Origin of the sequence: Aquabacterium sp. OR-4 (assembly GCF_025290835.2) — a bacterium.
In the GTDB taxonomy this organism is placed as follows: Bacteria; Pseudomonadota; Gammaproteobacteria; order Burkholderiales; family Burkholderiaceae_C; genus Pseudaquabacterium.
On record NZ_JAOCQD020000003.1, the window covers coordinates 528,965 to 552,522 of the forward strand.

The following is a 23,558-nucleotide window of genomic DNA, read 5'->3' on the forward strand; positions in this document are numbered from 1 at the left end:
CTGACCACGATGAAACGCCTGCAGTACATGCTCACGCGCGTGGCGCAGGGCCTGCTGGCCCTGGTGCTGATTGCCACCGTCAACTTCATGCTGGTGCGCGCCGCGCCGGGTGACCCGGTGGCGGTGATCGCCGGCGAGGCCGGCGCGTCGGATGCGCAGTTCGTGGCCCAGCTGCGCGCGCAGTTCGGGCTCGACCAGCCGGTGTCCACCCAGCTCGGGCGTTACCTGGGCCATGTGCTGCAGGGCGATCTGGGCTTCTCGTACCGGCAGCAGCAGCCGGTGGTCGATCTGATCCTGCAGCGCCTGCCGGCCACGCTGCTGCTCACCGGCACGGCCTTCGCGCTGTCACTGCTGTTCGGGGTGACGCTGGGTGCGCTGGCCAGCCGGCGGGCCGGCAAGTGGCTCGACAGCCTGATCACCGTGGTGGCCCTGGTGTTCTATGCCACGCCGCTGTACTGGCTGGCGATGATGGCGGTGCTGCTGTTCTCGGTGCAGCTGGCCTGGCTGCCGGCCTTTGGCCACATGACGGTGGGCGCCGGCTACACCGGCTGGGCCGCGGTGCTGGACACCGGCCGCCACCTGCTGCTGCCGGCACTGACGCTGGCGCTGTTCTACATGGCCGTCTACGCCCGCATGACCCGCGCCGCGATGCTGGACGTGGCGCAGATGGATTTTGTGAAGACCGCCCGCGCCAAGGGCCTGAAGCCCGGCCGCATCCTGCGCGCCCATGTGCTGCGCAATGCGCTGCTGCCGGTGGTCACGCTGGCCGGCATCCAGGCCGGCGGCATGATCGGCGGCGCGGTGCTCACTGAAACCGTGTTCGCCTGGCCCGGCATCGGCCGCCTGATGTTCGATGCCCTGCTGCAGCGTGACTACAACCTGCTGCTCGGCTGCTTTCTCGTCACCGCGGCCATGGCGGTGCTGTTCAACCTGCTGACCGACCTCGTCTACACGCTGGTCGATCCCCGAATTGAACTTTAGCCCCCCCCCCCGAAGCGCCTGCGGCGCCTCCCCCCAGGGGGCGCCGCCAGCGGCCCGGCAGAGCCGGTTTCGCGGCGGGCGCTGGGTTTGATCCATACACGGAGTCCGTCATGGCCAACTCTCTGTCCTCAACTGCCACGGTCGTCCTGACTCCTTCGAAGCGCTCGTCAGGTTTCTGGCGCCGCTTCGCGCGCAACAAGGGCGCGGTGGCCGGCCTGGTTGTGCTGGCGCTGGTGGCGCTGCTGGTGGCCTTCGGGCCGCTGCTGGCCGCCAACGACCCCTGGGACATGGTCGACCAGCCCTTTCTCGAGCCCGGCCAGACCGCCGGCCTGCCGATGGGCACCGACACCATGGGCCGCGACATCTTCTCGGGCGTGGTGCGCGGGGCGCGCATCTCGCTGCTGATCGGCGTGGTATCCACGGTGGTGTCGCTGATCATCGGCGTGGGCATCGGCGCGGTGGCCGGCTACTTCGGCCGCTGGGTCGATGCCACGCTGATGCGCTTCACCGAGCTGTTCCAGGCCGTGCCCAGCTTTGCGCTGGCCATCGTGCTGGTGGCCATCTTCCAGCCGTCCATCGACTCCATCGTGGCGGCCATCGCGCTGGTCAGCTGGCCGCCGGTGGCGCGCCTGGTGCGCGGCGAGTTCCTCACGCTGCGCCAGCGTGATTTCGTCTCGGCCGCGCAGCTGGCGGGCCTCTCTACGCCGCGCATCATCCTGGGTGAGATCCTGCCCAACGCCGCCTCACCGATCATCGTGATGGCCTCGCTGATGGTGGCCACGGCCATCCTGCTGGAATCGAGCCTGAGCTTTCTGGGCCTGGGTGACCCCAACCAGATGAGCTGGGGCTACATGGTGGGCGCCGCGCGCACCGTGCTGCGCCAGGCCTGGTGGATGGCGCTGTTTCCGGGCCTGGCCATCGTCTTCACGGTGCTGGCGCTCAACCTGGTGGGCGAGGGCCTGAACGACGGCCTGAACGCCCGCTCGGCCGGGAGAACCCGATGAACGCCCGCGTGCTTGACCTGTCCGCCATGAGCCATCTGCCCATTCCTGAGACCCCCGCCACGCCCGTGCTGGCGGTGCAGGGCCTCGACATCCGCCTGCCCGCGGGCGCCGACCGGCCGCTGGCCGTGCAGGGCGCCAGCTTCACGCTGCACGCCGGGCGCACGCTGTGCGTGGTGGGTGAATCGGGCTCGGGCAAGTCGATGATCGCCAATGCGCTGATGGGCCTGCTGCCGCAGCCCGCGGTGCAGCCGGTGGCCGGCCAGGTGATGTTCGACGGGCAAGACCTGCTGCAGCTCGACGAGGCCGGCTGGCGCGCCTTTCGGGCGGCGCGCATCGCCATGGTGTTCCAGGAGCCGATGACCGCGCTGAACCCGGTGATGCGCATCGGCGACCAGCTGGCCGAGCTGCTGGACGCCCACCTCACACTGCCGGCGGCCGAGAAGCGCCAGCGCATCGTCGCGGCGCTGAAGGACGTGGGCCTGCCCGAGCCCGAACTGCTGGTCGACAGCTACCCCTTCCGCCTGTCGGGCGGCCAGCGCCAGCGCGTGATGATTGCCTGCGCCATGCTGCTCGAGCCCCGGCTGCTGATCTGCGACGAGCCCACCACCGCGCTCGATGTCACCACGCAGGCGCAGATCCTGGCGCTGATCCGCGAGCTGCAGCAGCGCCGCGGCACGGCGGTGCTGTTCATCACCCACGATTTCGGCGTGGTGGCCGAGATCGCTGACGACGTGGTGGTGATGCAGACCGGCCGCATCGTCGAGGCCGGCCCGGCCGCCCAGGTGCTGCGCGCGCCGCAGCATGCCTACACGCGCCAGCTGCTGGCGGCCATTCCGCAGGGCACGCTGCGCGAGGCGCCGCCACCGGCGGCCGGCGAGGCCAGCTACGTGCTGCAGGTGCAAGACCTGTGCAAGACCCATGTCACCGGCCGTGGCCTGCTCACCCGCGGCCGCACGGTGCAGGCCGCCAAGGACGTGAGCTTTGCGCTGCGCGCCGGCGAGACGCTGGGCCTGGTGGGCGAATCGGGCTCGGGCAAGAGCAGCGTGGGCCGCTGCCTGGTGGGCTTGTCGCCCTTTGATTCGGGCCGCATCCTGTTCAAGGGGCGCAGCCTGCTGGCCGGCGAGGGCCTGCGCCGCGCCACCGGCGGGCGCATCCAGATGGTGTTTCAGGATCCGAACGCGTCGCTCAACCCGCGCCACCGCATCGGCCCGGCACTGATGGCCGGGCCCATGGCGCAGGGCCTGCCCCGCGCGCAGGCCGAAGTCCGCGTGCGCGAGCTGCTGCAGCTGGTGGGCCTGGGGCCCGAGGCGGCCGACCGGTTTCCGCACGAGTTCTCGGGCGGCCAGCGCCAGCGCATCTGCATCGCCCGTGCTTTGGCCATGCAGCCCGAGCTGCTGGTGGCCGACGAGCCGGTGAGCGCGCTGGATGTCAGCGTGCAGGCCCAGGTGCTGAAGCTGTTTGCCGAGGTGCGCGAGCGCTTCCAGCTGGCCATGGTGTTCATCACGCACGACCTGCGCGTGGCCGGCGAGATGTGCGACCAGATCGCCGTGATGCAGCGTGGCTGCGTGGTCGAGCACGGCCCCACGGCCGAGGTGCTGGCGCGGCCGCAGCACCCGTACACGCAGGCGCTGATGGCGGCGGTGCCGAAGCTGGCGGCATGACGCGGAACATGAGCGACCAACCCACGCTCGCGTTGCTGAGCGCCACCATCGACATGCGTTACCTGGTGCCGGCCTTCGAGGCCGCCTGCCCAGGCATCGAATTGCGCCTGTGGCCCGAGCTGGGCAACGTGGCCGAGATCGACGCAGCCGTGTGCTGGGAGCCGCCGCCCGGCGTGATCGCCACGCTGCCGCGGCTGAAGCTGATCCAGTCGCTGGCCGCCGGCATCGACCACCTGGTGCGCGACCCGGCCCTGCCGGCCAGCGTGCCGCTGTGCCGCATCGTCGATGCGCAGATGGCCAGCGGCATGGCGGCCTATGTGGCCTGGGCCGTGGTGCAGGGCCAGCGCCACATGGGCGCCTACCTGGCCCAGCAGCGCGCCGGTGAATGGCGCGAGCAGCCGGTGCAGCACCCGCCGCAGCACCGGGTGGGCATTGCCGGTTTCGGCACCCTGGGCCAGGCCTGTGCGCGCACCCTGCTGAGCATCGGCTACGCGGTGCGCGGCTGGAAGCGCAGCGCGTCCGAGGTGGCCGCTGACCTGCACGGCGTGGCGCTGTTCCACGGCGATGCGCAGCTGGCCGACTTTCTCTCGGGCTGCGACACCCTGGTGTGCCTGCTGCCGCTCACCGAGGCCACGCGCGATCGCATCGACGCGCGCTTTCTGGCCGCCCTGCCGCGCGGCGCGCACCTGATCAACGTGGGCCGCGGCGACCATGTGGTGGATGCCGACCTGCTGGCGGCGCTGGCCAGCGGCCAGCTGGGCGCGGCCACGCTGGACGCCTTTCGCACCGAGCCGCTGCCGGCCGGCCACCCGTTCTGGCAGCATCCGCGCATCACCGTCACGCCGCACATTGCCACGCGCACGCCCATCGCGGTGATCGCCGCGCAAACCCTGGCCAACCTGGCCAGCGCGCAGGCCGGCCGGGCCGCCGACGTGGCCATCGACCGCCGCCGCGGCTACTGACTTGCAAGGACACACCGACATGCCAAGCCGCCATCCTCGGACTGCCTTCGCTGTTGCCGCGCCCGGCTTCTGCGCGCCGGCACGGACACTGGCCGTGGGGGTGGCCGTGGCCCTGGCCAGCCTGCTGCCGGCCGTGCCGGCCCAGGCGCGGGTCACCCGCCTGGTGATCGACGCGCGCCAGCCCGTGGCGGCGCCGCCCGGCGCACCGGCCGGCATGGCCTACGAGCAGATCGCCGGCCGCGTCTTCGGCGAGCTCGACCCGGCCCTGCCCGGCAACGCCATCATCCAGGACATCCGCCTGGGCCTCGATGCCGATGGCAAGGCGCGTTATGTGGCCACCTTCCAGCTGCTCAAGCCGGTGGACAAGGCCCGGGCCAGCGGCCTGATGTGGCACGACGTGCCCAACCGCGGCCGCATCTTTGCCAACGCGGTGCAGGAGTTCGCCGCTGGCGACGTGATGCTGGCCAGCGCCTGGCAGGGCGACAACGCCGGCGCCACGGCAGTCAAGCCCACCGCCGCCATCGGCGCCAACCAATGGCTGCAACTGCCGGTGGCCCGTGGCCGGGATGGCGAACGCATCACCGGTGAGGTGTTTGCGCGCATCGTCAACCGCAGCGGGCCCGCCTCGCAGCCGCTGCTGGTGCAGACCAACCCGGTGCCCTATCGCCCGCTGAGCCTGGACACCACAAAGGCCCGGCTGGTGTCGCGCGGCGGCGAGCTGCAAAGCGGCGAGGTGATCGACGAGCGCGTGATCCCCGCGGCCGATTGGGCCTGGGCGCGCTGCGATGCCGACCACCCCTTCCCCGGCACGCCCGACCCGACGCAGATCTGCCTGAAGGCCGGCTTCGATGCGAAGCGCCTGTACCAGGTGGTGTTCACCGCGGCCGACCCGCAGGTGCTGGGCATGGGCTTTGCGGCCTGGCGCGACGTGGGCCAGTTCTTCAAGACCGCCCAGGCCGACGAGGCCGGCACGCCCAATCCGGTGGCCGGCTGGGTGAGCCACAGCATCGGCCGTGGCGTGTCGCAGTCGGGCAACTTCCTGCGCGGCTGGCTGCACCTGGGCTTCAACCAGGGTGAGGACGGCCAGGCCGTGCACGATGGCCTGTGGCCGATCATTGCCGGGCGCCGCATCGCGCTGAACCACCGCTGGGCCCAACCCGACGGCGTGCTGGAGCTTTACCAGGCCGGCAGCGAAGGCCCGCAGTGGTGGCTGCCGGCGCCCGACCCGCTGCGCGGCGGCCGGGTGTCGGGCATCCTGCAGCGCTGCCAGGCCACGCGCACCTGCCCCAAGGTGATCGAGCACTTCGGCGCGGCCGAGGTGTGGGCGCTCAAGCTCACGCCCGGCTGGGTGGGCACCGACGGCCAGGCCGACCTGCCGCTGCCGGCCAACGTGCGCCGCTACTACCTGGCCGGCAGCCACCACGGCGGCGGCGCCGGTGGCTTCGACACCAGCCTGCCCGGCGTGGGCCTGCCGGCCACCGGTGCCGCCTGCCCTGGCAACAACTTCGGCAGCGGCGTGCTGCCGGCCAACCCCATGCCGCACACCGAGACGGTGAATGCGCTGCGCCAGCACTTGCGCCACTGGGTGATGCAGGACCTGCCGCCCCCGCCCAGCCGCTACCCCACGCTGGCCGCCGGCCAGCTGGCGCGCGCCGACAAGGCCAGCCTGGGCCTGCCCACGCTGCCCGGCCTGCGCGCCAGCGTGCCCGAGCCCGACTTCATCATGCCGGTGCATGTGCTCGACCACGGCCCCGACTTCGACCCCGTGGACGGCAGCGGCATCGCCAGCCTGGCCCCGCCGCGCGTGCGCCAGGTGCTGCCGATGTGGGCGCCCAAGGTCGACGCCGATGGCAACGAGCTGGGCGGTGTGCCGGTGGTGCTGGCCCTGGCGCCGCTGGGCACCTACCTGGGCTGGAACATCACCGCCGCGGGCGACAAGCCCTTCCACGCCGGCCAGATCTGCAACTACGCGGGCGGCATGCTGCCCTTTGCCCGCACCCAGGCCCAGCGCGAGGCCACGCAAGACCCGCGCCCCTCGCTGGAAGAACGCTACGGCAGCCATGCCGGCTATGTGGCGGCCGTGCGCCAGGCCGCCGCCAGCGCGCAGAAGCAGGGCTTTCTGCTGCCCGAGGATGCCCAGGCCCTGATCCGCGCGGCCGAGGCCAGCCAGGTGCTGCGCTGACGCCCTGTTTCGACGCCCCCTTTCAACCGCCCCCCATCGCGATGACCACCCCCTCCGACAGCATCCAGGCCCTGCGCCAGCTCGACACCCAATCGCACCTGCACGCCTACACCAACGCCCAGGCCCATGCCGAGATGGGCCCGCTGGTGGTGGTGCGCGGCCACGGCGTGGAGGTGGAAGACGACCAGGGCCGGCGCTACATCGAGGGCATGTCGGGGCTGTGGTGCGCGTCGCTGGGTTTCAGCCACCCGCGCCTGGCCGAGGCCGGCGCCCAGGCGCTGCGCACGCTGCCGTACTACCACACCTTCAACCACCGCTCGAACCCGGCCGTGGCCCAGCTGGCGGCCAGGCTGCTGGCCCTGGCCCCGGTGCCGATGGCGCGCGCGTTCTTCGCCAACTCGGGCTCCGAGGCCAACGACAGCGCGGTGAAGATGGTCTGGTACCACTTCAATGCCACGGGCCAGCCGGGCAAGAAGAAGATCATCGCCCGCCAGCGCGGCTACCACGGCGTGACGGTGGCCAGCGCCTCGCTCACCGGCCTGCCCGGCAACCACACCGATTTCGACCTGCCGCTGCCGCGCATGCTGCATGTGGACTGCCCGCACCACTGGCGCAACGCCTTGCCCGGTGAAAGCGAAGAGGCCTTCGCCACCCGCCTGGCCGATCAGCTGGACGCGCGCATCCAGGCCGAGGGCCCCGACACCGTGGCCGCCTTCATTGCCGAGCCGGTGATGGGCGCCGGCGGCGTGGTGGTGCCGCCGGCCACCTACTTCGACAAGATCCAGGCGGTGCTGCAAAAACACGGTGTGCTGCTGATCGCCGACGAGGTGATCTGCGGCTTCGGCCGCACCGGCAGCATGTGGGGCAGCCAGACCTTCGGCCTGCGGCCCGACATCCTGACCTGCGCCAAGGCCTTGTCGTCGGGCTATGTGCCGATCTCGGCGGTGATGGTCAATGAGCGCATCCACGCCAGCCTGGTGGCCAACAGCGGCCGGCTGGGCACCTTCGGCCATGGCTACACCTACTCGGGCCACCCGGTGGCCTGCGCCGTGGCGCTGGAGACCCTGCAGGTCTATGAGGACGAGCGCATCCTCGAACGCGTGGCGGCGCTGAGCCCGCGCTTTCTGGCCGCGCTGCACCAGCTGGGCGAGCGCGCGGTGGTGGGCGAGGTGCGCGGCGTGGGCCTGATCGGCGCGCTGGAGCTGGTGGCCGAGCGCGGCGGCAAGACAGCCTTCCCGCCCGCCGCCAAGGCCGGCCCGCGCCTGGCCCAGCTGGCGCTGGACGAAGGCCTGGTGGTGCGCGCCATGGGTGACACCCTCGCGCTGTGCCCGCCGCTGATCATCACCGAAGCCGAGCTGGACGAACTCTTCGCCCGCCTGGGCCGCGCCTTCGACCGCTTCGAGGCCGAGGCCCCGGCGCTGCGAAGCTAACACCACCGCAGCGCGACATACCGGCCACCAGACTGCCAAGCCGCCAAGCCACCAAGGCATCAAGCCGCCACACGAGCCCCCGCCACCACCGATGAGCCCCCTGCGCGCGTTTTTCTGCCCCGACCAGCTGCTGCACGAGCCGCAGCAGTTCATGCGCCTGGGCCGCATCCACCGGCCGGCCGATGTGCCGGCGCGCGCCGAGGCGCTGCGCGACACGCTGCAGGCCCTGGGCCTGCCGCCCGAGGTGCCGGCCGAGCCGCCCGCGGCCAGCGCCCGCGCGGTGCTGGAGGCGGTGCATGCGCCGGCCTACCTCGACTACCTGCAGCACGCCCACATGCGCTGGCAGGCGCTGGCCGTGCCAGGCCTGAGCCCCGGCCCCGAGGTGCTGCCCAACCTGTCGCCCTACCCGCACCCGGCCGGCCATGCGCTGGCCACCGGCCCGGGCGGCGTGCGCCCGCCCTGCCCGTCGCAGGCCCTGGTGGCCCAGACCGGCTGGTTCATCAGCGACCTGTCGTGCCCGATCGGGCCGCACACCTGGCGTGCGGTGCTGCGCGCCGCCCACACCGCAGCCGCGGCGGCCGCGGCGGTGGTGGCGGGCGCGCCGCTGGCCTATGCGCTGTGCCGGCCCTCGGGCCACCATGCCCACCGCGACCGCGCGGGCGGCTTCTGCTACGTCAACAACAGCGCCGTGGCGGCGCAGCAGCTGGTGCAGGCCTTCGGCCGCGTGGCGGTGCTGGACGTGGACGCCCACCATGGTGATGGCACGCAGCAGATCTTCTATGACCGCGGCGACGTGTTCACCGTCAGCACCCATGCCGACCCGGCCAGCTACTACCCGTTCTACACCGGCCATGCCCACGAGCGTGGTGCCGGTGCCGGCGAAGGCTGCAACCTGAACCTGCCGCTGGCCCATGGCAGCGGCCTGCCCGAGTTTGCCGCCGCGCTCGACCAGGCCGCGCTGGCCATCGAGCGTTTTGCGCCGCGTGCACTGGTGCTGGCGATGGGCTTCGACAGCCACCGCGACGACCCGATCAGCGTGCTGCGCTTCGACCACCCGGCCTACCGCCTGGCCGGCGAGCGCGTGCGCCGCCTGGGCCTGCCCACCGTGGTGGTGCAGGAGGGCGGCTACCGGGTGGATGTGCTGGGCCCCGGCCTGCGTGCGCTGCTCGAGGGGCTGGGCGGCCTGGGCCGCGTGGATGCTGCCGGCCCGCGCCAGGGAGGCCCGGCGTGAGCGGCAGCGCCGCCCCCGCGCTGCCGGCGCCGGGCGCCGCCGCGGGCACCGGCCGTGGCGTGGCGCTGTTCCTGCTGGCCCTGCTGTGTTTTGCCGGCTACGACGCCTTTGCCAAGGCCATGGTGGCGCGGCATCCACCGGCGCTGGTCAACCTCAGCCGCTACATCGCCGTCAGCGGCATCGCACTGGCCTGGCTGCTGCAGGCGCGCAACCTGCGGCCCTGGCGCCAGCCGCACCAGGGCCTGCTGCTGCTGCGCTCGGTGATGCTGGCCATCACCGCCACCAGCTTCATGACCGCACTGGTCACCATGCCGCTGGCCGAGGCCACGGCCATCTACTTTGCCGCGCCGCTGGTGATGGTGGCGCTGTCGCCCTGGCTGCTGGGCGAGCAGCCCACGCGGCGCCAGTGGGCCGCCGTGCTGGCCGGTTTTGCCGGCATGCTGCTGATCGTGCGGCCGGGCTCGGCGCTGCCGCTGGCCGGCACCGCGCTGATGGCCGTTGCGGCGCTGTGCTACGCGCTGTTCCAGGTGCTCACGCGCAAGCTGTCGGGCCGGGTGGCGCCGTCCACGCAGTTTGCCTACATGGCCTCGCTGTGCCTGGTGATCACCTACCTGCCGGCGCTGCTGGGCCCGCCGCCGGCCTGGCCCGGCTGGCCGGCCATGGCGCTGCTGCTGGCTGGCGGCGTGCTCAGCGGCATGGCCCAGCTGCTGCTGCTGGCGGCCTTCCGGCGCGCGCCGCTGGCCACGCTGGCGCCGCTGAACTACCTGCAGCTGCTGCTGGCGGTGCTGATCAGCAGCTTCTGGTTCCAGCGCCCGCCCGATGGCCTGGCCCTGGCCGGCATGGCGGTGATCGCCGTGGCCGGCGTGAGCCTGGCGCGTGCGGCGCGGCGCCCCGGCGCGGCCTCGGGCGCCAACCACACCCCGCCACGCTAGTCCAGTGAAACGGAGAAATCGGATGTGCGTGGGTACCTGTCAGGGGCGCCATCTAGGCGCCGGGCGCAGCCGGGTTGGACACCCGGCGAGCACCGGCAACGACGAGGGCTCCCCTGACAGGTGCCCACCCTGCGGGCAGGGGTCTGGCAGGGCATGCGCCGGTGTTGCAACCCTTGCCCAGGCGTTCAGCCTGGGCTGCGGGCCGCGCCTTGTCGCCTGCCCTGCCAAACCCCTGCGCACATCCGATTTCTCCGTTTCACTGGACTAGGGAATCCACGGCCCGCCGCCGCCCGCGCACGCTGACACCATCCGCGCTCCCCGCCACCCCTGCATTTGCCGCCCCATGTCTGCCCGCCCCCTGCCGCCCGCTGAAACCCCGCCCGCTGCCCCGCTGCCCGCCCCGGCGCCCGGCTTCCAGGCCATCGAGGTGCCTGACCTGGTGGCCCGGGTGGAGGCGCAGCTGCGCGACGCCATCCTGGACGGCCGCATCGGCCCGGGCGAGCGCATCGTCGAGGCCGAGCTGGCGCGCCAGATGGGCATCAGCCGCGCCCCGGTGCGCGAGGCCGCGCGCAGGCTCGAAAGCGCCGGCCTGCTGCTGGCCCGGCCGCGCCACGGCTTTGCGGTGCGCGAGTTCACCGCGCGCCAGGTGGAAGACCTGTACCGCGTGCGCATCACCCTCGAGCTGATGGCCTGCGAGCTGGTGTGCGCCCAGGCCAGCGAGGCCGAGCTGGCCGCGCTGCTGCCGCAGGTGGATGCCATGGTGGCCCGCGCCGCCACGCTCACCCGCGCGCAGCGGGTGGCCATGGACATCGGCTTTCACCAGCACCTGGTGGCGCTGTCGGGCAATGCCTGCCTGCAGCGCCTGTACCTGCAGCTGAGCCACGAGGTGCAGCTGTTTCTGGCGCTCACCGAAGACACCTACGGCGACATCGCCGCGCTGGCCGACACCCACCGCCCCATCGCCCAGGCCCTGGCCCGCCGCGATGCACCTGCCGCCTGCGCCGCCCTGCGCCACCACCTGGAGGTGGCGCTCGACCATGTGCGCGCGCTGGCCGAGCAAGGCAGCGCACGCAAGCCCTGAGCCTCGAACCTCACCCGTTCACCGCCCGCCCATGCACGTCGTCCACACCCCCCAGCACCGCGGCCACGATCCGCAGCAGTTCATCGTGCGCGGCCGCTTCCAGCGCAGCAACGAGCAACCCGAGCGGGCCGACCGCCTGCTGGCCGCGGCCCGGGCCGAGGGCCTGGTGGCGATGGAGCCGGCTGACTTCGGCCCCGGCCCGCGCGCGGCCATCCACACGCCCAACTACCTGCGCTTTCTGCAAACCGCCTGGGCGCGCTGGCAGGCCCTGCCCAACGCCAGCGACGAGGTGCTGCCCAATGTGCACCCCTTTCCGGGCCAGCCCGCCAGCTACCCCGACAGCCTGGTGGGCCAGGCCGGCTGGCACCTGGGCGACATGGCCTGCTCGGTGGGCCAGCACACCTGGCAGGCGGCGGTGTGGTCGGCGCACTGCGCCACGCAGGCCGCGCAGCTGCTGCTGGATGGCGAGCGCGCCGCCTATGCGCTGTGCCGCCCGCCCGGCCACCACGCCTATGCCGATCGCGCCAACGGCTTCACCTACCTCAACAACGCCGCCATCGCCGCGCAGCACCTGCGCCAGCGGCATGCCCGCGTGGCGGTGCTGGACGTGGACGTGCACCACGGCAACGGCACGCAGGGCATCTTCTGGCGCCGGCGCGATGTGTTCACCGTCTCGCTGCATGGCGACCCGCATTTCTGCACGCCGTTCTTCACCGGCCATGCGCACGAACACGGCGAGGCCGAGGGCGAGGGCTTCAACCTCAACCTGCCGCTGGCGCGCGGCACCGGCGATGCCGACTACCTGCGCACATTGGATGTCGCGCTCGAGCAGACCGCCCGCTTCGCCCCCGGCGCGCTGGTGGTGGCCCTCGGCCTCGATGCCCACGAGCGCGACCCCTACCAGGCGCTGGCCCTCAGCACACCGGGCTTTGCCGCCATCGGCCGCGCCGTGGCGCAGCTGCAGCTGCCCACTGTGCTGGTGCAGGAGGGCGGCTACCTGTCCGACGACCTGGGGGCCAACCTGCGCAGCTTCTTGCGCGGCTTCGGCGCGGGGGCCTGAGGCATGGCACCGGCCTTCGACACCCTGCCCGAGGCGGCCGTGCTCACCGCCGGGCCGGCCCCGGTGCCGCCCGACTGGGCCGCCACCGTGCTGCGGGTGCACTGGGGCGTGGCCGGCAACCTGGTGCCGCTGTCGGGCGAGCGCGATGCCAACTTCCGGGTCGATGCCGACGACGGCGCGCGCTGGCTGTTCAAGGCCGCGCACCCGATCGAGCCGGCCGAGGTCACCGACTACCAGACCCAGGCGCTGGCCCACCTGGCCCGCCATGCGCCCGCACTGCCGGTGCAGCGCCTGCGGCCGACCTGGGGCGGCGCCTTGTCGCTCACGCTCACGGCACCCGATGGCCGGCCGCGCGTGCTGCGCCTGATCAGCTGGCTGGAGGGCGTGCCCGCACCGCAGGCCCCGCGCAGCGCCGCGCTGCGCGACGACGTGGCGCGCATGCAGGCGCGGCTGCACCGTGCACTGGCCACGCTGCGCCACCCGGCCGAGGCGCGCCAGCTGCCCTGGGACCTGCAGCGCGCCGAAGTGGTGGACAGCCTGCTGCCGCACCTGCCGCAAACCGCCGGCCAGCCGCAGCGCCTGGCCATGGCGCGTGGGGTGCTGCGCCAGCATGTGGCCCAGGTGAGCGGCGCGCTGGCCGCGCTGCCGCGCCAGGCCATTCACAACGACTTCAACCTCTACAACCTGCTGGTGCAGCCCGATGCGCCGCAGCGCGTGAGCGGCGTGCTCGATTTCGGCGACATGCTGGCCGCGCCGCGCATCTGCGACGTGGCGGTGGCCGCCTCGTACCAGCTCGACGACGCCGACGGCGCCGCCAGCCTGGCCAGCGTGGCGCAGTTTGCCGCCGCCTACCATGCCGAAAGCCCGTTGGCGGCGCCCGAGCTCGACCTGCTGTGGCCGCTGGTGCAGGCCCGGCTGGTGATGGTGGTGGCCACCAGCGGCTGGCGCGCGCAGCGCCAGGCGGCCCAGGCCGACTACCTGCTGCGCAACAACGCCATCTCGTGGCAGCGCCTGGCCGCCACGCAGCAGGTGGCGCCCGGGGCCGCGCGCCAGGCCCTGCAACAGGCCTGCGGTGTCTAGCAGCACCCGGCAGCCCATCGACGCAAGCAAATGACCCCCGCATGACCAGCCCTCCCGCCGACCTGCAGGCCCGCCGCGCCCGCCTGCTGGGCCCTGCCTACCGCCTGTTCTATGACGAGCCGCTGCACCCGGTGCGCGGCGACGGCGTGTGGCTGTTCGACGCCGATGGCCGGCGCTACCTCGACGCCTACAACAACGTGGCCTCGGTGGGCCATTGCCGGCCCGAGGTGGTGCAGGCCATCGCCGCCCAGGCGGCTGTGCTCAACACCCACACCCGCTACCTGCACGAGGGCGTGCTGGCCCTGGCCGAGCGCCTGCTGGCCACCCTGCCCGCCGGACTGCAGGCCGGTGAGGGCCAGGCCATGTTCACCTGCACCGGCAGCGAGGCCAATGACCTGGCGCTGCGCATCGCCCAGGCCCACACCGGCGGCAGCGGGCTGATCATCACGCAGTGGGCCTATCACGGCGTGACGGCGCCGCTGGCCGGCGCCTCGCCGTCACTCGGGCCGCAGCAGCCGCTGGGCGACAACGTGGCCACGGTGGCGCTGCCGCTGCGCGCGCCGCACGGCGAGATCGGCCCGCGCTTTGCCGAGGGCGTGCGCCAGGCCATCGCCAGCCTGCGCCAGCGCGGCCTGCGCCCGGCCGCGCTGCTGCTCGACACCGTGTGCTCCAGCGACGGTGTGCTCACCCACACGGCTGGCTGGCTGACCGAGGCCGTGGCCGCGGTGCGTGCCGAGGGCGGCGTGTTCATCGCCGACGAGGTGCAGCCCGGCTTCGGCCGCACCGGCGAGGCCTTCTGGGGCTTTGCGCGCCACGGCACGCCCGCCGCGCCGCTGGTGCCCGACATCGTGACCCTGGGCAAGCCCATGGGCAACGGCCACCCGGTGGCCGGCCTGGTGGCGCGCGCCGAGGTGCTGGCCGCCTTTGGCCGGCAGTGCCGCTACTTCAACACCTTTGGCGGCAACCCGGTGGCCATGGCCGCGGCCAACGCGGTGCTCGATGTGATCGCGCGCGAAGGCCTGCAGGCCAACGCGCTGCGCACCGGTGCGCTGCTGCGCGAGCAGCTGGCCGCGCTGGGCCGGCGCCATGCCGCCATCGGCGCGGTGCGCGGCGCGGGCCTGTTCATCGGGCTGGATCTGGTGGATGCCACGCAGGGCCACGCGGCCTTTGCGCCGGCCCCGGCCCTGACCCAGCGCGTGGTCAACGGCCTGCGCCAGCGCGGCGTGTTGATCAGCGCCACCGGCCCCGAGGCCAGCACGTTGAAGATCCGCCCGCCGCTGGTGTTTGCCGAGGCCCACGCCGCGCTGCTGGTGGAGACGCTGGACGCCGTGCTCACCGATCTGGAGAACGCCGCATGAGCCCCGCCCCTGCCTCCGCCGCCGCCCCCGCGATCAGCACCGAGGCCCTGGCCGCCGCGGTGGCCGCGCTGCAGCCCTGGATGATCGACACGCTCAGCGCGCTGGTGGCCGCGCCCAGCCTCTCGGGCGCCGAGCAGCCGGCGGTGGCCGTGTTCGAGCAGCAGCTGCGCGATCTGGGCCTGGCGCCCGAGCACATTGCGCAAGACAGCGCGGCGATTGCCGGCTCGCCGCTGTTCAGCTGCCCCTGCACGCCCGATGGCGGCCGCCACAACCTGCTGGCGCGGCACCTGCCGCCCGAAGCGGCAGGTGGCGTGAACGGCGGCCGCTCGGTGCTGTTCAACGGCCACCTCGATGTGGTGCCCACCGGGCCCGAGGCGCTGTGGAGCCACCCGCCCTTTGCGCCGCGCGTGGCCGACGGCTGGCTGTACGGCCGTGGCGCCGGCGACATGAAGGGCGGCCTGGTGTGCGCGCTGCTGGCCTACAAGGCCTTGCAGCAGCTGGGCTGGCAGCCGGCCGGCATCGTCGGCTTCAACGCCGTGGTCGACGAAGAGAACACCGGCAACGGCACGCTGGCCACCGTGGCCGCGCTGCAGCAGCGCGGCGCGGCCAGCGGCTTCGGCCGCGCAATGGCCCAGGCCCGTCTGACCGACTTTGACGCGGTGATCATCCCCGAGCCCTTTGCCGAGACGCTGATGAGCGCCCAGGTGGGCGTGCTGTGGCTCACCGTCACGCTCACCGGCCGGCCGGCGCATGTGGGCTACATGCGCAGCGGGCTGAACCCGATCGAGGCCGCCCAGGCGCTGATGGCCGAGCTGAAGCTGCTGCAGGCCGAATGGAACGCCCCCGCGCGCCGCCACCCGGCCTTTGCCGACGTGGCCCAGCCGATCAACATCAACCTGGGCCGGCTGCAGGGCGGCGAGTGGCATTCGTCGGTGCCCTGCACCGTCACCATGGGCCTGCGCGTGGGCTTCTACCCCGATGAAGACCCCGACATCGTGCGCACCGCGGTCGAGGCGCGCATCCGCGCCGCAGCGGCGGCCATCGATGCCGAGCTGGGCGTGGCCATCACGCACGAGGGCTTCAAGGCGCCGGGCTGCGTGTACGACCTCGAGGCCCCAGCCATGCGCGCGCTGGCCACGGCCCACCAGGCCGTGCATGGCCGTGCGCCCGAGCGCCTGGCCTGCACCGCCACCACCGATGGCCGGCACTTCCGGCTGCTGACCGACATCCCGGTCACCAACTACGGCCCCGAGGCACGCCACATCCACGGCCTGGACGAATGCGTGAGCCTGGCCAGCATGCAGCGCGTGGCCACGGTGATGGCGCGTTATATGGTCGACTGGTGCGGCGTGTTGGCACGGCCCTGAACGGCCTGGCGCCCGGCGGGCTGGCGCCGGCCGGCCTGGCGCCTGGCGGGCCGGCTCACACGGGCTCGGCCTGGGCCGAATCGATGTCGTCCACCAGGGCCTGCAGCATCTGCGCGGTGGTGACCAGGGCCTCGGCCAGCGCGGCCTGCGGCGCGCCGCCGGGCCCGGGTTCGTCACCCAGCTGCTCCAGCGCGGCCACCTGCGCGGTCAGGGCCTCGGCGCCCAGCGTGGCGCAGGCGCCGCGCAGCGAGTGGGCCTGGTGGCGCCAGCCGGCAGGCAGGCGGTGGGTGGCCTCCAGCCAGTCGGCCAGGCCGGGGCGGTAGCAGCGCGCGAAATGCCCGATGGCGCCCAGCAGCAGCTGCGGCTGGCCACCGGCATGGCGCAGGCCCAGTGCGATGTTCAGGCCCGGCACGTCGCCCAGGCGCTGCAGCCGTGCCTGGGCCTCACCGGGATCGCGGGGCGCGGGCGCCACGGCCGCAGCGTTGGCCGGCGCGGCCGCGGCGGGTGAAGGCGACAGAGGCGACAAAGGCGACAGAGGCGGCAAGGGCAGCCAGCGCAGCAGCAGCGTGTACAGCGTGGCCGGTTCCACCGGCTTGGCCAGGTGGTCGTCCATGCCGGCCAGCAGGCAGGCCTGGCGGTCTTCGGCAAAGGCGTTGGCGGTCATGGCCAGCACCGGCAGCGCACGGCCGATGGCGGCGCGGATGCGGCGCGTGGCGCTCAGCCCGTCCAGGCGCGGCATCTGCAGGTCCATCAGCACCAGCGCATAGTGGCGGGTCAGGGCCAGCGTGGCGCCCTCCTCGCCATCGGCGGCGCACTCCACCACCAGGCCGGCCTGGGTGAGCAGCTCGCGCGCCACCTCCTGGTTGACCTCGTTGTCCTCGACCAGCAGCACGCGCTGGCCGGCGTGGCGCTGGCGCAGGCGCAGCAGCAGTTCTTCGTCAGCGGCCGGCGCGCCGTCGTCGGGGGTATGCGCCTGCCACAGGTGCGGGGCCTGGTTCGAGGCGCGGCTGAGCAGGCGCATCAGGGCATCGTGCAGCGACGAGGGCATGATCGGCTTGACCAGCACCGCGTCGCAGCGCCCGTCGCGCTCGGCCTGCCAGATCAGCGGCTGGTCGAAGGCGGTGACCAGCAGCGCCGGCGGCATCTGGTCGCCCAGCAGCTGGCGGATCTGGTCGAGGGTTTCGAAGCCGTCCCAGGGCTCCATGCGCCAGTCCACCAGCAGCAGATCGGGCCGCTCGGCCTGCACCTGGCGCAGCGCGGCCGGGCCGTCGGCCACGGCCAGGGCCTGCAGGCCCAGCATCTGCAGCTGGTCGCACAGTGCGCTGCGCGCCTCGGGCAGGTCGTCCACCACCAGCACGCTGCGTCCGCGCAGCGACACCGGCGCCGGGCGTGCCGTGGCCTCGCGCGCACGCCGCAGCCAGGCGGTGAACCAGAAGCGGCTGCCATGGCCGGGCTGGCTTTCGAGGCCGATCTCGCCGCCCATCAGCAGCACCAGCTCGCGGGCCAGCGCCAGGCCCAGGCCGCTGCCGCCGTGGCGGCGGGTGATGCTGGCATCGGCCTGCTCGAAGGGCTCGAACAGCGCCGCCTGGCTGGCCAGCGGCACGCCCGGCCCGGTGTCGCGCACCTCGAAGCGCAGGTGCAGGCGCTGGCCTTCTTCGGCCAGCAGCTCGCCGCGCAGGCTGACGAAGCCGTCGTCGGTGAACTTCACCGCATTGGCCAGCAGGTTGATCAGCACCTGGGCCAGCCGGGTGGCATCGCCCACCATGCGGGCCGGCAGGTGGTCGGTGTCGACCACCAGCTCCAGGCCCTTCTCGGCGGCCTTGGTGCGCACCATCTCGAAGGCCCGGTCGAGCAGGCCATCGAGGCCGAACTCGGCCTGCTCGAGCAGCATCTTGCCGGCGTTGACCTTCGACAGATCGAGGATGTTGTCGATCAGGCGCAGCAGGTGCTGGGCCGCTTCGGCCACCTTGTCCAGGCGCTGGCGCTGCGGGCCGGGCGCGGTGTCGCGCCGCAGCAGGTGCACCAGGCCGATGATGGCGTTCATGGGCGTGCGGATCTCGTGGCTCATGCCGGCCAGAAAGGCGCTCTTGGCGCGGCTGGCCGCCTCGGCCTCGGCGCGGGCGCGGCGTTCGGCCTCGGCCTGCGCGCGGTTGCTGAGGTCGAGCACGAAGCTCATGCCCTGCTGCGGCTGGGTGTCGGCCACCAGCACGCTGCCCACCAGCACCGGCACCAGCTGCCCGTCGCGGTGCACGCACAGGCGTTCGTAGGGCAGCACGCGGCCGTGGCGCACCAGTTCGTCGAGCTTGCGCTGCAGCAGGCCGGCCTCGTTGCCGGGCGCCATGGCCAGCCAGTTGAGCTGGCCGGCATTGAGCGCCTCGCGGCTGTGGCCCACGGTGGCCAGCAGGGCGTCGTTGGCGTCGAGGATCAGGCCGTCGGTGCGCCAGCGAAACACGCCGATCAGGTTGGAATCGACCAGGTGGCGCAGGCGGCTCTCGCTGGCCTCGAGCGCGCTGTGGCTGGCGGCCTGGGCGGCGGTGCGGGCCTGCAGCTGGCTGGCCAGGGTGTCGATGCCCTGGGCCAGCTGGGCCAGCTCGTCGCGGCCACCGTCGGCGGCCAGGCGGTGATCCAGCCGGCCGGCCTGGATGTGCTGCAGGCCCTGCTGCGCCGCCTCGAGCCGCCGCCCCAGCCAGCGGCCGAACAGGCCGGTGCTGGTGGCGCTGACCGCCAGCGCGCAGCTGGTGATGGCGAACAAGGTCCACAGCAGGGCATTGAGCGGGGCGTCGACCTCGCGCGCCGGCACGGTGAGGGCCAGGGTCCAGTCCATCGGCTGCAGCTGCTCGTGCACCACCAGCCAGCTCTGGCCGGCATCGTCGGCACGCTGCGCACCGGGCGGGCGGTGCTGCAGGTGGTGGGCCAGTGCGCTGTCGTTGCGGCTGCCGAAGGCGCGGTCGGGGTCGAACACCACGCGCTGGTCGAGCTGCTCCAGCACCCACAGGCGGCTTTGCGCCAGGCCGGGTTGCTGGCGCAGGCGCTGCTGCTGCTGGCGGGCTTCGTCGTGGGCGGCGGCCACGCCGCTGCGCTGCAGGCGCTGCAGCACCGCCGCCGAGGTGTGCTGCAGCTCCAGCGTCAGCAGGCGTTCATGCAGCTGGCGCTGCGCCGGCCCCAGCCACAGCGCGGCGGCCAGCGAGGCCGCCAGCGCGGCCAGCACCAGCACCACCAGGGTGATCAGATTCAGACGGGTGGAGACTTTCATGCGCGATCGTGGAAGCGCCGCGGCAGCCACGGCAGGGCGCGTCAGAAGCGGAACTGGTCGACGTTGTCGCGGGTGAACTGCAGGGTCGGCAAGACCAGCTCGGCGTTGACCTTGTCGCGGCGCGGCAGCACCTGGCCCATGCGGCCGGCCTGGAAGGCCGTGCCGGCCTGGATGCCGCCGTTCAGCAGCTGCCAGGCCGCGTGCACCGTGAGGTAGCCGTGGTCGCGTGCATTCCAGCCCAGCGCGGTGTTGAAGGTGCCGTCCAGCAGGTACTCGCGCACCGCGTTGGGCGTGCTGTTGCCGGTGAGCGCGGGCAGGGCCCGGGCCGGCTCGGCGCGGCGCAGCTCGCGCAGGGCCTGGGCTGCGCCGGGCAGGTTGGGCGCGCCCAGCACGATCAGGCCCTTGAGCGCCGGATGGCTGCGCAGCAGATCGCGCGTGACGCGTGCGGCTTCTTCGGTGCTTTCGCCGGCCGGGCGGGTGTCGATCAGGCGCAGGCCCGGGTGGCGGGCGTACAGGGTGCGCTTGATGGCCTCGATCCAGCGGGTCTGGTTGGGTGCGCTGAAGCTGGTGGTGATGATGGCGATGTCGCCGCGGCTGCCGGCATCGGCCACCAGGGCCTGCACCAGGCGCTGGCCGAACTCGTCGAAATCGACCAGGTTGACGAAAAACTCGCGCGGCGTGACATCGGCGTCCCAGGCCATCACCCGCACACCGGCCTGCACCGCGCGGGCCAGCACCGGCGACAGCGTGACCGGATCATTGGTCGCCACCGCCACCAGCGCCGGCCGGGTGGCGATGATGCGTTCCAGCAGCGCCGCCTGGGCGTCGGCGCGGTCTTGCTCGGTGCCCTGCCACTGCACGCGCAGATCGGGCCGCTCGGCCGCGGCCGCCTCCACGCCCTGGCGCACGGCCTCGTAGTAGCCGATGCCCACCAGCTTGGGCACCACCACCACCCGCCTGGGCGCCGCTGTGGCGGTTGTGGCGGGTGTGGCCGCGGTGGCTGGTGTAGCCGCTGTGGCGGCTGTCCAGCCCGACGGCAGCAAGGCTGCGGCGGCCAGTGCGCCCAGGCAGCGGCGGCGCTCGGCAGGTGCAGTGGTGGCGACTTGCTGGGCAGGCGTGGGGGGCTGGCGCAATGGATGGGTCTCCCGGCGGCGATTGTGTGGCCCGGCGCTGCCGCGCCTGCCGCCATCTGCATCCGTACAAACGCGCAGGTGACGCGGCCTGGCGCGCCAGCCGCAGGCCTGAGGTCGGCACCATCCCTATGTTGAGAATCATTCGCATTCGTAAAGCGGATGTAATTCCACGATGCCGACCGGGCCGCTGTCTGCCCGGCGGCGCGTTCACCCAGGAGTTGCGCACATGACCTTCCGCCCCGCCCATCGCGTCCGTCTGGCCGCCACCGCCCTGGCCCTGGCGGCCAGCACGCTGGCCCAGGCCAGCTATCTGCAGACCCATCTGGTGGCCAGCTCCGACGCCTATGGCGCCGCGGTGGTCGACCCCACGCTGGTGAATGCCTGGGGCATCGCCATCCGCCCGGCCGGCCTGGGCGGGCACTTCTGGGTCACGGCCAATGGCACCGGCCTGTCCAGCCAGTGGGTGGGCGACGTGGCCGGCCTGCCGCTGTACCAGGACGATCTGCGTGTGGTCAGCGTGCCCGGCCCGGTGCTGGGCAGCGGCGCCACGCCCAGCCAGCCCATGGTGGCGGTGGGCACGCCCACCGGCGTGGCCTTCTACGGCGGCAGCCAGCACTTCCGCATCACCCAAGGCTCGATCCAGGACGCGTCGGCGCGCTTCCTGTTTGCCACCGACAACGGCGTGCTGTCGGCCTGGACCGAGCGCCGCAACGCCGATGGCAGCTACGACCGGCCGTTCAATGCCAAGGCGGTGGTCGACCGCTCGGCCGACGGCGTGCAGTTCTTCGGCATCGGGGTCGACGAGGCCGGCGGGCGCGTGTATGCCGCCAACTTCGGCAGCCATCCAGGCATGTTGGTCTACGACGGCCAGTTCAACGACATCAGCGCCAGCGCCGGTTTTGCCAACCCCTTCGTGCAGGACGGCTACCAGCCCTTCAACGTGCAGGTGCTCGCGCAAGACCGCGTGTTCGTCACCTACGCACGCTGGGGCTCGGCCGGCGAGGAGGAAACCGGCAACGGCTTCGGGCGCGTGGTCGAGTTCAACACCGCCGGCCAGCAGGTGCAGGTGTGGGGCGACGGCGCCGGCCTGAACGCGCCCTGGGGCCTGGCCATCGCGCCCGACAGCTTTGGCGAGCATGCCGGGCGCCTGCTGGTGGGCAATTTCGGCGATGGCAGCATCGCCGCCTTCGACGCCGGCACGCATGCCTTTGTCGACCTGCTGCGCGATGCCAGCGGCACGCCGATCCTGATCGACGGCCTGTGGGGCCTGCAGTTCGGCAACGGCGCCAGCCTGGGCCAGAGCGACCGGCTGTACTTTGCCGCCGGCCCGCAAGACGAGACCGCCGGCCTGTTTGGCCACATCGCCGCAGTGCCCGAGCCGGCCGCCGCCTGGCAGTGGCTGGCCGGGCTGGGGCTGGGGGCGGCGCTGTGGCGCCAGCGCCGGCTGATCCGGCTGCGCCGGGTGTGATCACGGTCGTGTCGCTTGCATGAGGCGGGGCAGGAAGCCCTGGATCGCAACCGCCAACCCGCCCACCATCTCCCAACAGCCTCGGCTTCGATGAGGCCGGGGCAAGAAGCCCCGGATCACCAACCTCAGCCCGGGCGCCTTTCGCAGCATCGCCGATGCTTCAATGAGGCCGGGGCAAGAAGCCCCGGATCACGTCGCATAGGTCATGTGACGTATCCCCCGTGCACCCTGCTTCAATGAGGCCGGGGCAAGAAGCCCCGGATCACATGGCGCTGGCGCTGGGGGCCGTGTTTGCTGCTGTAGCTTCAATGAGGCCGGGGCAAGAAGCCCCGGATCACCATGCTGACCCCGCAATTCGGCTTGCCGCTGCACGACGCTTCAATGAGGCCGGGGCAAGAAGCCCCGGATCACGGCGTCCCGGGCGGCGAACATGCCGGGGATGGCCGAGCTTCAATGAGGCCGGGGCAAGAAGCCCCGGATCACCTCTGCCGCCCCGACAACAAGCAGAACCGAGCGCGGCGCTTCAATGAGGCCGGGGCAAGAAGCCCCGGATCACCACGATGATGTCGCGCGACAGGCGGGCCATCTTGGGGCTTCAATGAGGCCGGGGCAAGAAGCCCCGGATCACCCGGTCAAATTGACGGCCGACGAGCACCGAGCGCTGCTTCAATGAGGCCGGGGCAAGAAGCCCCGGATCACGTGGTGGTGGCGGATCAGCCCGAAATCGCGTACCGCGCTTCAATGAGGCCGGGGCAAGAAGCCCCGGATCACATCGGCAACGGCACCCTCGTGGATGGGCTGACCCTCGCTTCAATGAGGCCGGGGCAAGAAGCCCCGGATCACGCGGCTGCGGGGCCGGCATGCCCTTGGGGTCAGTCCAGCTTCAATGAGGCCGGGGCAAGAAGCCCCGGATCACTAACCGGAAGCACCACGGCCGTCGCTGACTACGTTGCTTCAATGAGGCCGGGGCAAGAAGCCCCGGATCACCTGTGCAAGGCATTCGTTGCTTCGGCGCGATCAAGGAGCTTCAATGAGGCCGGGGCAAGAAGCCCCGGATCACGCCGGACGAGACGGCCATAGCGGCGCCAGTCCAGTAGCTTCAATGAGGCCGGGGCAAGAAGCCCCGGATCACGGCAAACGCCGGGCCCACGTAGCCGGCGGCGGCCGTGCTTCAATGAGGCCGGGGCAAGAAGCCCCGGATCACGATTCTCGACCCAGGGCGGCGGCTGACCACGCCCACGCTTCAATGAGGCCGGGGCAAGAAGCCCCGGATCACCAGCGCGGCATCGATGTGGCAAGCGTCAGCGCGTCCGCTTCAATGAGGCCGGGGCAAGAAGCCCCGGATCACGTGGCGGTGATGTACTCCGTGCACATC

Annotated in this window: 16 protein-coding genes and 1 CRISPR repeat array (1 of these 17 cut by a window edge); of the genes, 14 read left to right on the forward strand and 2 right to left on the reverse strand. The window is 72.6% G+C overall.

Annotation, left to right across the window (positions count from 1 at the left end):
• Positions 1 to 9 precede the first annotated feature (9 nt).
• From N4G63_RS24315 to N4G63_RS24375, 13 genes are all read left to right on the forward strand, one after another.
• On the forward strand, positions 10 to 981 hold the full coding sequence (locus N4G63_RS24315; protein ID WP_260789561.1) for an ABC transporter permease: 972 nt from the start codon (positions 10 to 12) through the stop codon (positions 979 to 981).
• A 110-nt stretch (positions 982 to 1,091) separates the two neighbouring features.
• A complete protein-coding gene (locus N4G63_RS24320; RefSeq protein ID WP_260790197.1) occupies positions 1,092 to 1,985 on the forward strand; it encodes an ABC transporter permease in 894 nt (297 codons plus the stop codon).
• Positions 1,986 to 2,011: 26 nt separating this feature from the next.
• Positions 2,012 to 3,646: an ABC transporter ATP-binding protein gene (locus N4G63_RS24325; protein WP_260790200.1), complete on the forward strand. Its 1,635-nt coding sequence runs from the start codon at positions 2,012 to 2,014 to the stop codon at positions 3,644 to 3,646.
• Positions 3,647 to 3,654: 8 nt separating this feature from the next.
• On the forward strand, positions 3,655 to 4,608 hold the full coding sequence (locus N4G63_RS24330) for a 2-hydroxyacid dehydrogenase (protein ID WP_260789562.1): 954 nt from the start codon (positions 3,655 to 3,657) through the stop codon (positions 4,606 to 4,608).
• A gap of 19 nt (positions 4,609 to 4,627) precedes the next feature.
• Positions 4,628 to 6,790 (forward strand): alpha/beta hydrolase domain-containing protein, encoded by a 2,163-nt coding sequence (locus N4G63_RS24335; protein WP_260789563.1) that lies wholly within the window; start codon positions 4,628 to 4,630, stop codon positions 6,788 to 6,790.
• 41 nt (positions 6,791 to 6,831) lie between these two features.
• Positions 6,832 to 8,220 (forward strand): aminotransferase, encoded by a 1,389-nt coding sequence (locus N4G63_RS24340; protein ID WP_260789564.1) that lies wholly within the window; start codon positions 6,832 to 6,834, stop codon positions 8,218 to 8,220.
• A gap of 100 nt (positions 8,221 to 8,320) precedes the next feature.
• Complete coding sequence (locus N4G63_RS24345) at positions 8,321 to 9,451, forward strand: histone deacetylase family protein (RefSeq protein ID WP_260790201.1); 1,131 nt, start codon at positions 8,321 to 8,323, stop codon at positions 9,449 to 9,451.
• Positions 9,448 to 10,383, forward strand: a complete 936-nt coding sequence (locus tag N4G63_RS24350; RefSeq protein ID WP_260789565.1) for a DMT family transporter — start codon at positions 9,448 to 9,450, stop codon at positions 10,381 to 10,383. The genes N4G63_RS24345 and N4G63_RS24350 overlap by 4 nt, the downstream gene beginning before the upstream one ends.
• A gap of 343 nt (positions 10,384 to 10,726) precedes the next feature.
• Complete coding sequence (locus tag N4G63_RS24355; protein WP_260789566.1) at positions 10,727 to 11,464, forward strand: GntR family transcriptional regulator; 738 nt, start codon at positions 10,727 to 10,729, stop codon at positions 11,462 to 11,464.
• A 31-nt stretch (positions 11,465 to 11,495) separates the two neighbouring features.
• Positions 11,496 to 12,524: a histone deacetylase family protein gene (locus N4G63_RS24360; protein WP_260789567.1), complete on the forward strand. Its 1,029-nt coding sequence runs from the start codon at positions 11,496 to 11,498 to the stop codon at positions 12,522 to 12,524.
• Positions 12,525 to 12,527: 3 nt separating this feature from the next.
• The gene (locus N4G63_RS24365) at positions 12,528 to 13,604 is read left to right on the forward strand and encodes a phosphotransferase (protein WP_260789568.1); all 1,077 of its coding nucleotides are present in this window, start codon (positions 12,528 to 12,530) and stop codon (positions 13,602 to 13,604) included.
• 41 nt (positions 13,605 to 13,645) lie between these two features.
• On the forward strand, positions 13,646 to 14,962 hold the full coding sequence (locus N4G63_RS24370; RefSeq protein ID WP_260789569.1) for an aspartate aminotransferase family protein: 1,317 nt from the start codon (positions 13,646 to 13,648) through the stop codon (positions 14,960 to 14,962).
• Positions 14,959 to 16,329, forward strand: a complete 1,371-nt coding sequence (locus tag N4G63_RS24375) for an ArgE/DapE family deacylase (protein ID WP_260789570.1) — start codon at positions 14,959 to 14,961, stop codon at positions 16,327 to 16,329. The genes N4G63_RS24370 and N4G63_RS24375 overlap by 4 nt, the downstream gene beginning before the upstream one ends.
• A 55-nt stretch (positions 16,330 to 16,384) precedes the next feature.
• On the opposite strand, the gene N4G63_RS24380 is transcribed toward N4G63_RS24375, so the two are convergent.
• On the reverse strand, positions 16,385 to 19,582 hold the full coding sequence (locus tag N4G63_RS24380; RefSeq protein WP_260789571.1) for a response regulator: 3,198 nt from the start codon (positions 19,580 to 19,582) through the stop codon (positions 16,385 to 16,387).
• 41 nt (positions 19,583 to 19,623) lie between these two features.
• Positions 19,624 to 20,715 (reverse strand): substrate-binding domain-containing protein, encoded by a 1,092-nt coding sequence (locus tag N4G63_RS24385; protein WP_260789572.1) that lies wholly within the window; start codon positions 20,713 to 20,715, stop codon positions 19,624 to 19,626.
• 226 nt (positions 20,716 to 20,941) lie between these two features.
• Between N4G63_RS24385 and N4G63_RS24390 the strand changes: the two genes are divergently transcribed.
• Positions 20,942 to 22,183, forward strand: a complete 1,242-nt coding sequence (locus N4G63_RS24390) for a TIGR03118 family protein (RefSeq protein WP_260789573.1) — start codon at positions 20,942 to 20,944, stop codon at positions 22,181 to 22,183.
• A gap of 84 nt (positions 22,184 to 22,267) precedes the next feature.
• A CRISPR array of direct repeats spans positions 22,268 to 23,558; the repeat unit is 36 nt; unit sequence GCTTCAATGAGGCCGGGGCAAGAAGCCCCGGATCAC; it runs 2,488 nt beyond the window's last position.

Excerpts from the sequence above, each read along its gene's own strand:
- N4G63_RS24315 (WP_260789561.1), top strand. The coding sequence starts at position 10 with ATGAAACGCCTGCAGTACATGCTCACGCGCGTGGCGCAGGGCCTGCTG.
- N4G63_RS24320 (WP_260790197.1), top strand. The coding sequence starts at position 1,092 with ATGGCCAACTCTCTGTCCTCAACTGCCACGGTCGTCCTGACTCCTTCG.
- N4G63_RS24325 (WP_260790200.1), top strand. The coding sequence starts at position 2,012 with ATGAGCCATCTGCCCATTCCTGAGACCCCCGCCACGCCCGTGCTGGCG.
- N4G63_RS24330 (WP_260789562.1), top strand. The coding sequence starts at position 3,655 with ATGAGCGACCAACCCACGCTCGCGTTGCTGAGCGCCACCATCGACATG.
- N4G63_RS24335 (WP_260789563.1), top strand. The coding sequence starts at position 4,628 with ATGCCAAGCCGCCATCCTCGGACTGCCTTCGCTGTTGCCGCGCCCGGC.
- N4G63_RS24340 (WP_260789564.1), top strand. The coding sequence starts at position 6,832 with ATGACCACCCCCTCCGACAGCATCCAGGCCCTGCGCCAGCTCGACACC.
- N4G63_RS24355 (WP_260789566.1), top strand. The coding sequence starts at position 10,727 with ATGTCTGCCCGCCCCCTGCCGCCCGCTGAAACCCCGCCCGCTGCCCCG.
- N4G63_RS24360 (WP_260789567.1), top strand. The coding sequence starts at position 11,496 with ATGCACGTCGTCCACACCCCCCAGCACCGCGGCCACGATCCGCAGCAG.
- N4G63_RS24365 (WP_260789568.1), top strand. The coding sequence starts at position 12,528 with ATGGCACCGGCCTTCGACACCCTGCCCGAGGCGGCCGTGCTCACCGCC.
- N4G63_RS24370 (WP_260789569.1), top strand. The coding sequence starts at position 13,646 with ATGACCAGCCCTCCCGCCGACCTGCAGGCCCGCCGCGCCCGCCTGCTG.
- N4G63_RS24375 (WP_260789570.1), top strand. The coding sequence starts at position 14,959 with ATGAGCCCCGCCCCTGCCTCCGCCGCCGCCCCCGCGATCAGCACCGAG.
- N4G63_RS24380 (WP_260789571.1), bottom strand. The coding sequence starts at position 19,582 with ATGAAAGTCTCCACCCGTCTGAATCTGATCACCCTGGTGGTGCTGGTG.
- N4G63_RS24390 (WP_260789573.1), top strand. The coding sequence starts at position 20,942 with ATGACCTTCCGCCCCGCCCATCGCGTCCGTCTGGCCGCCACCGCCCTG.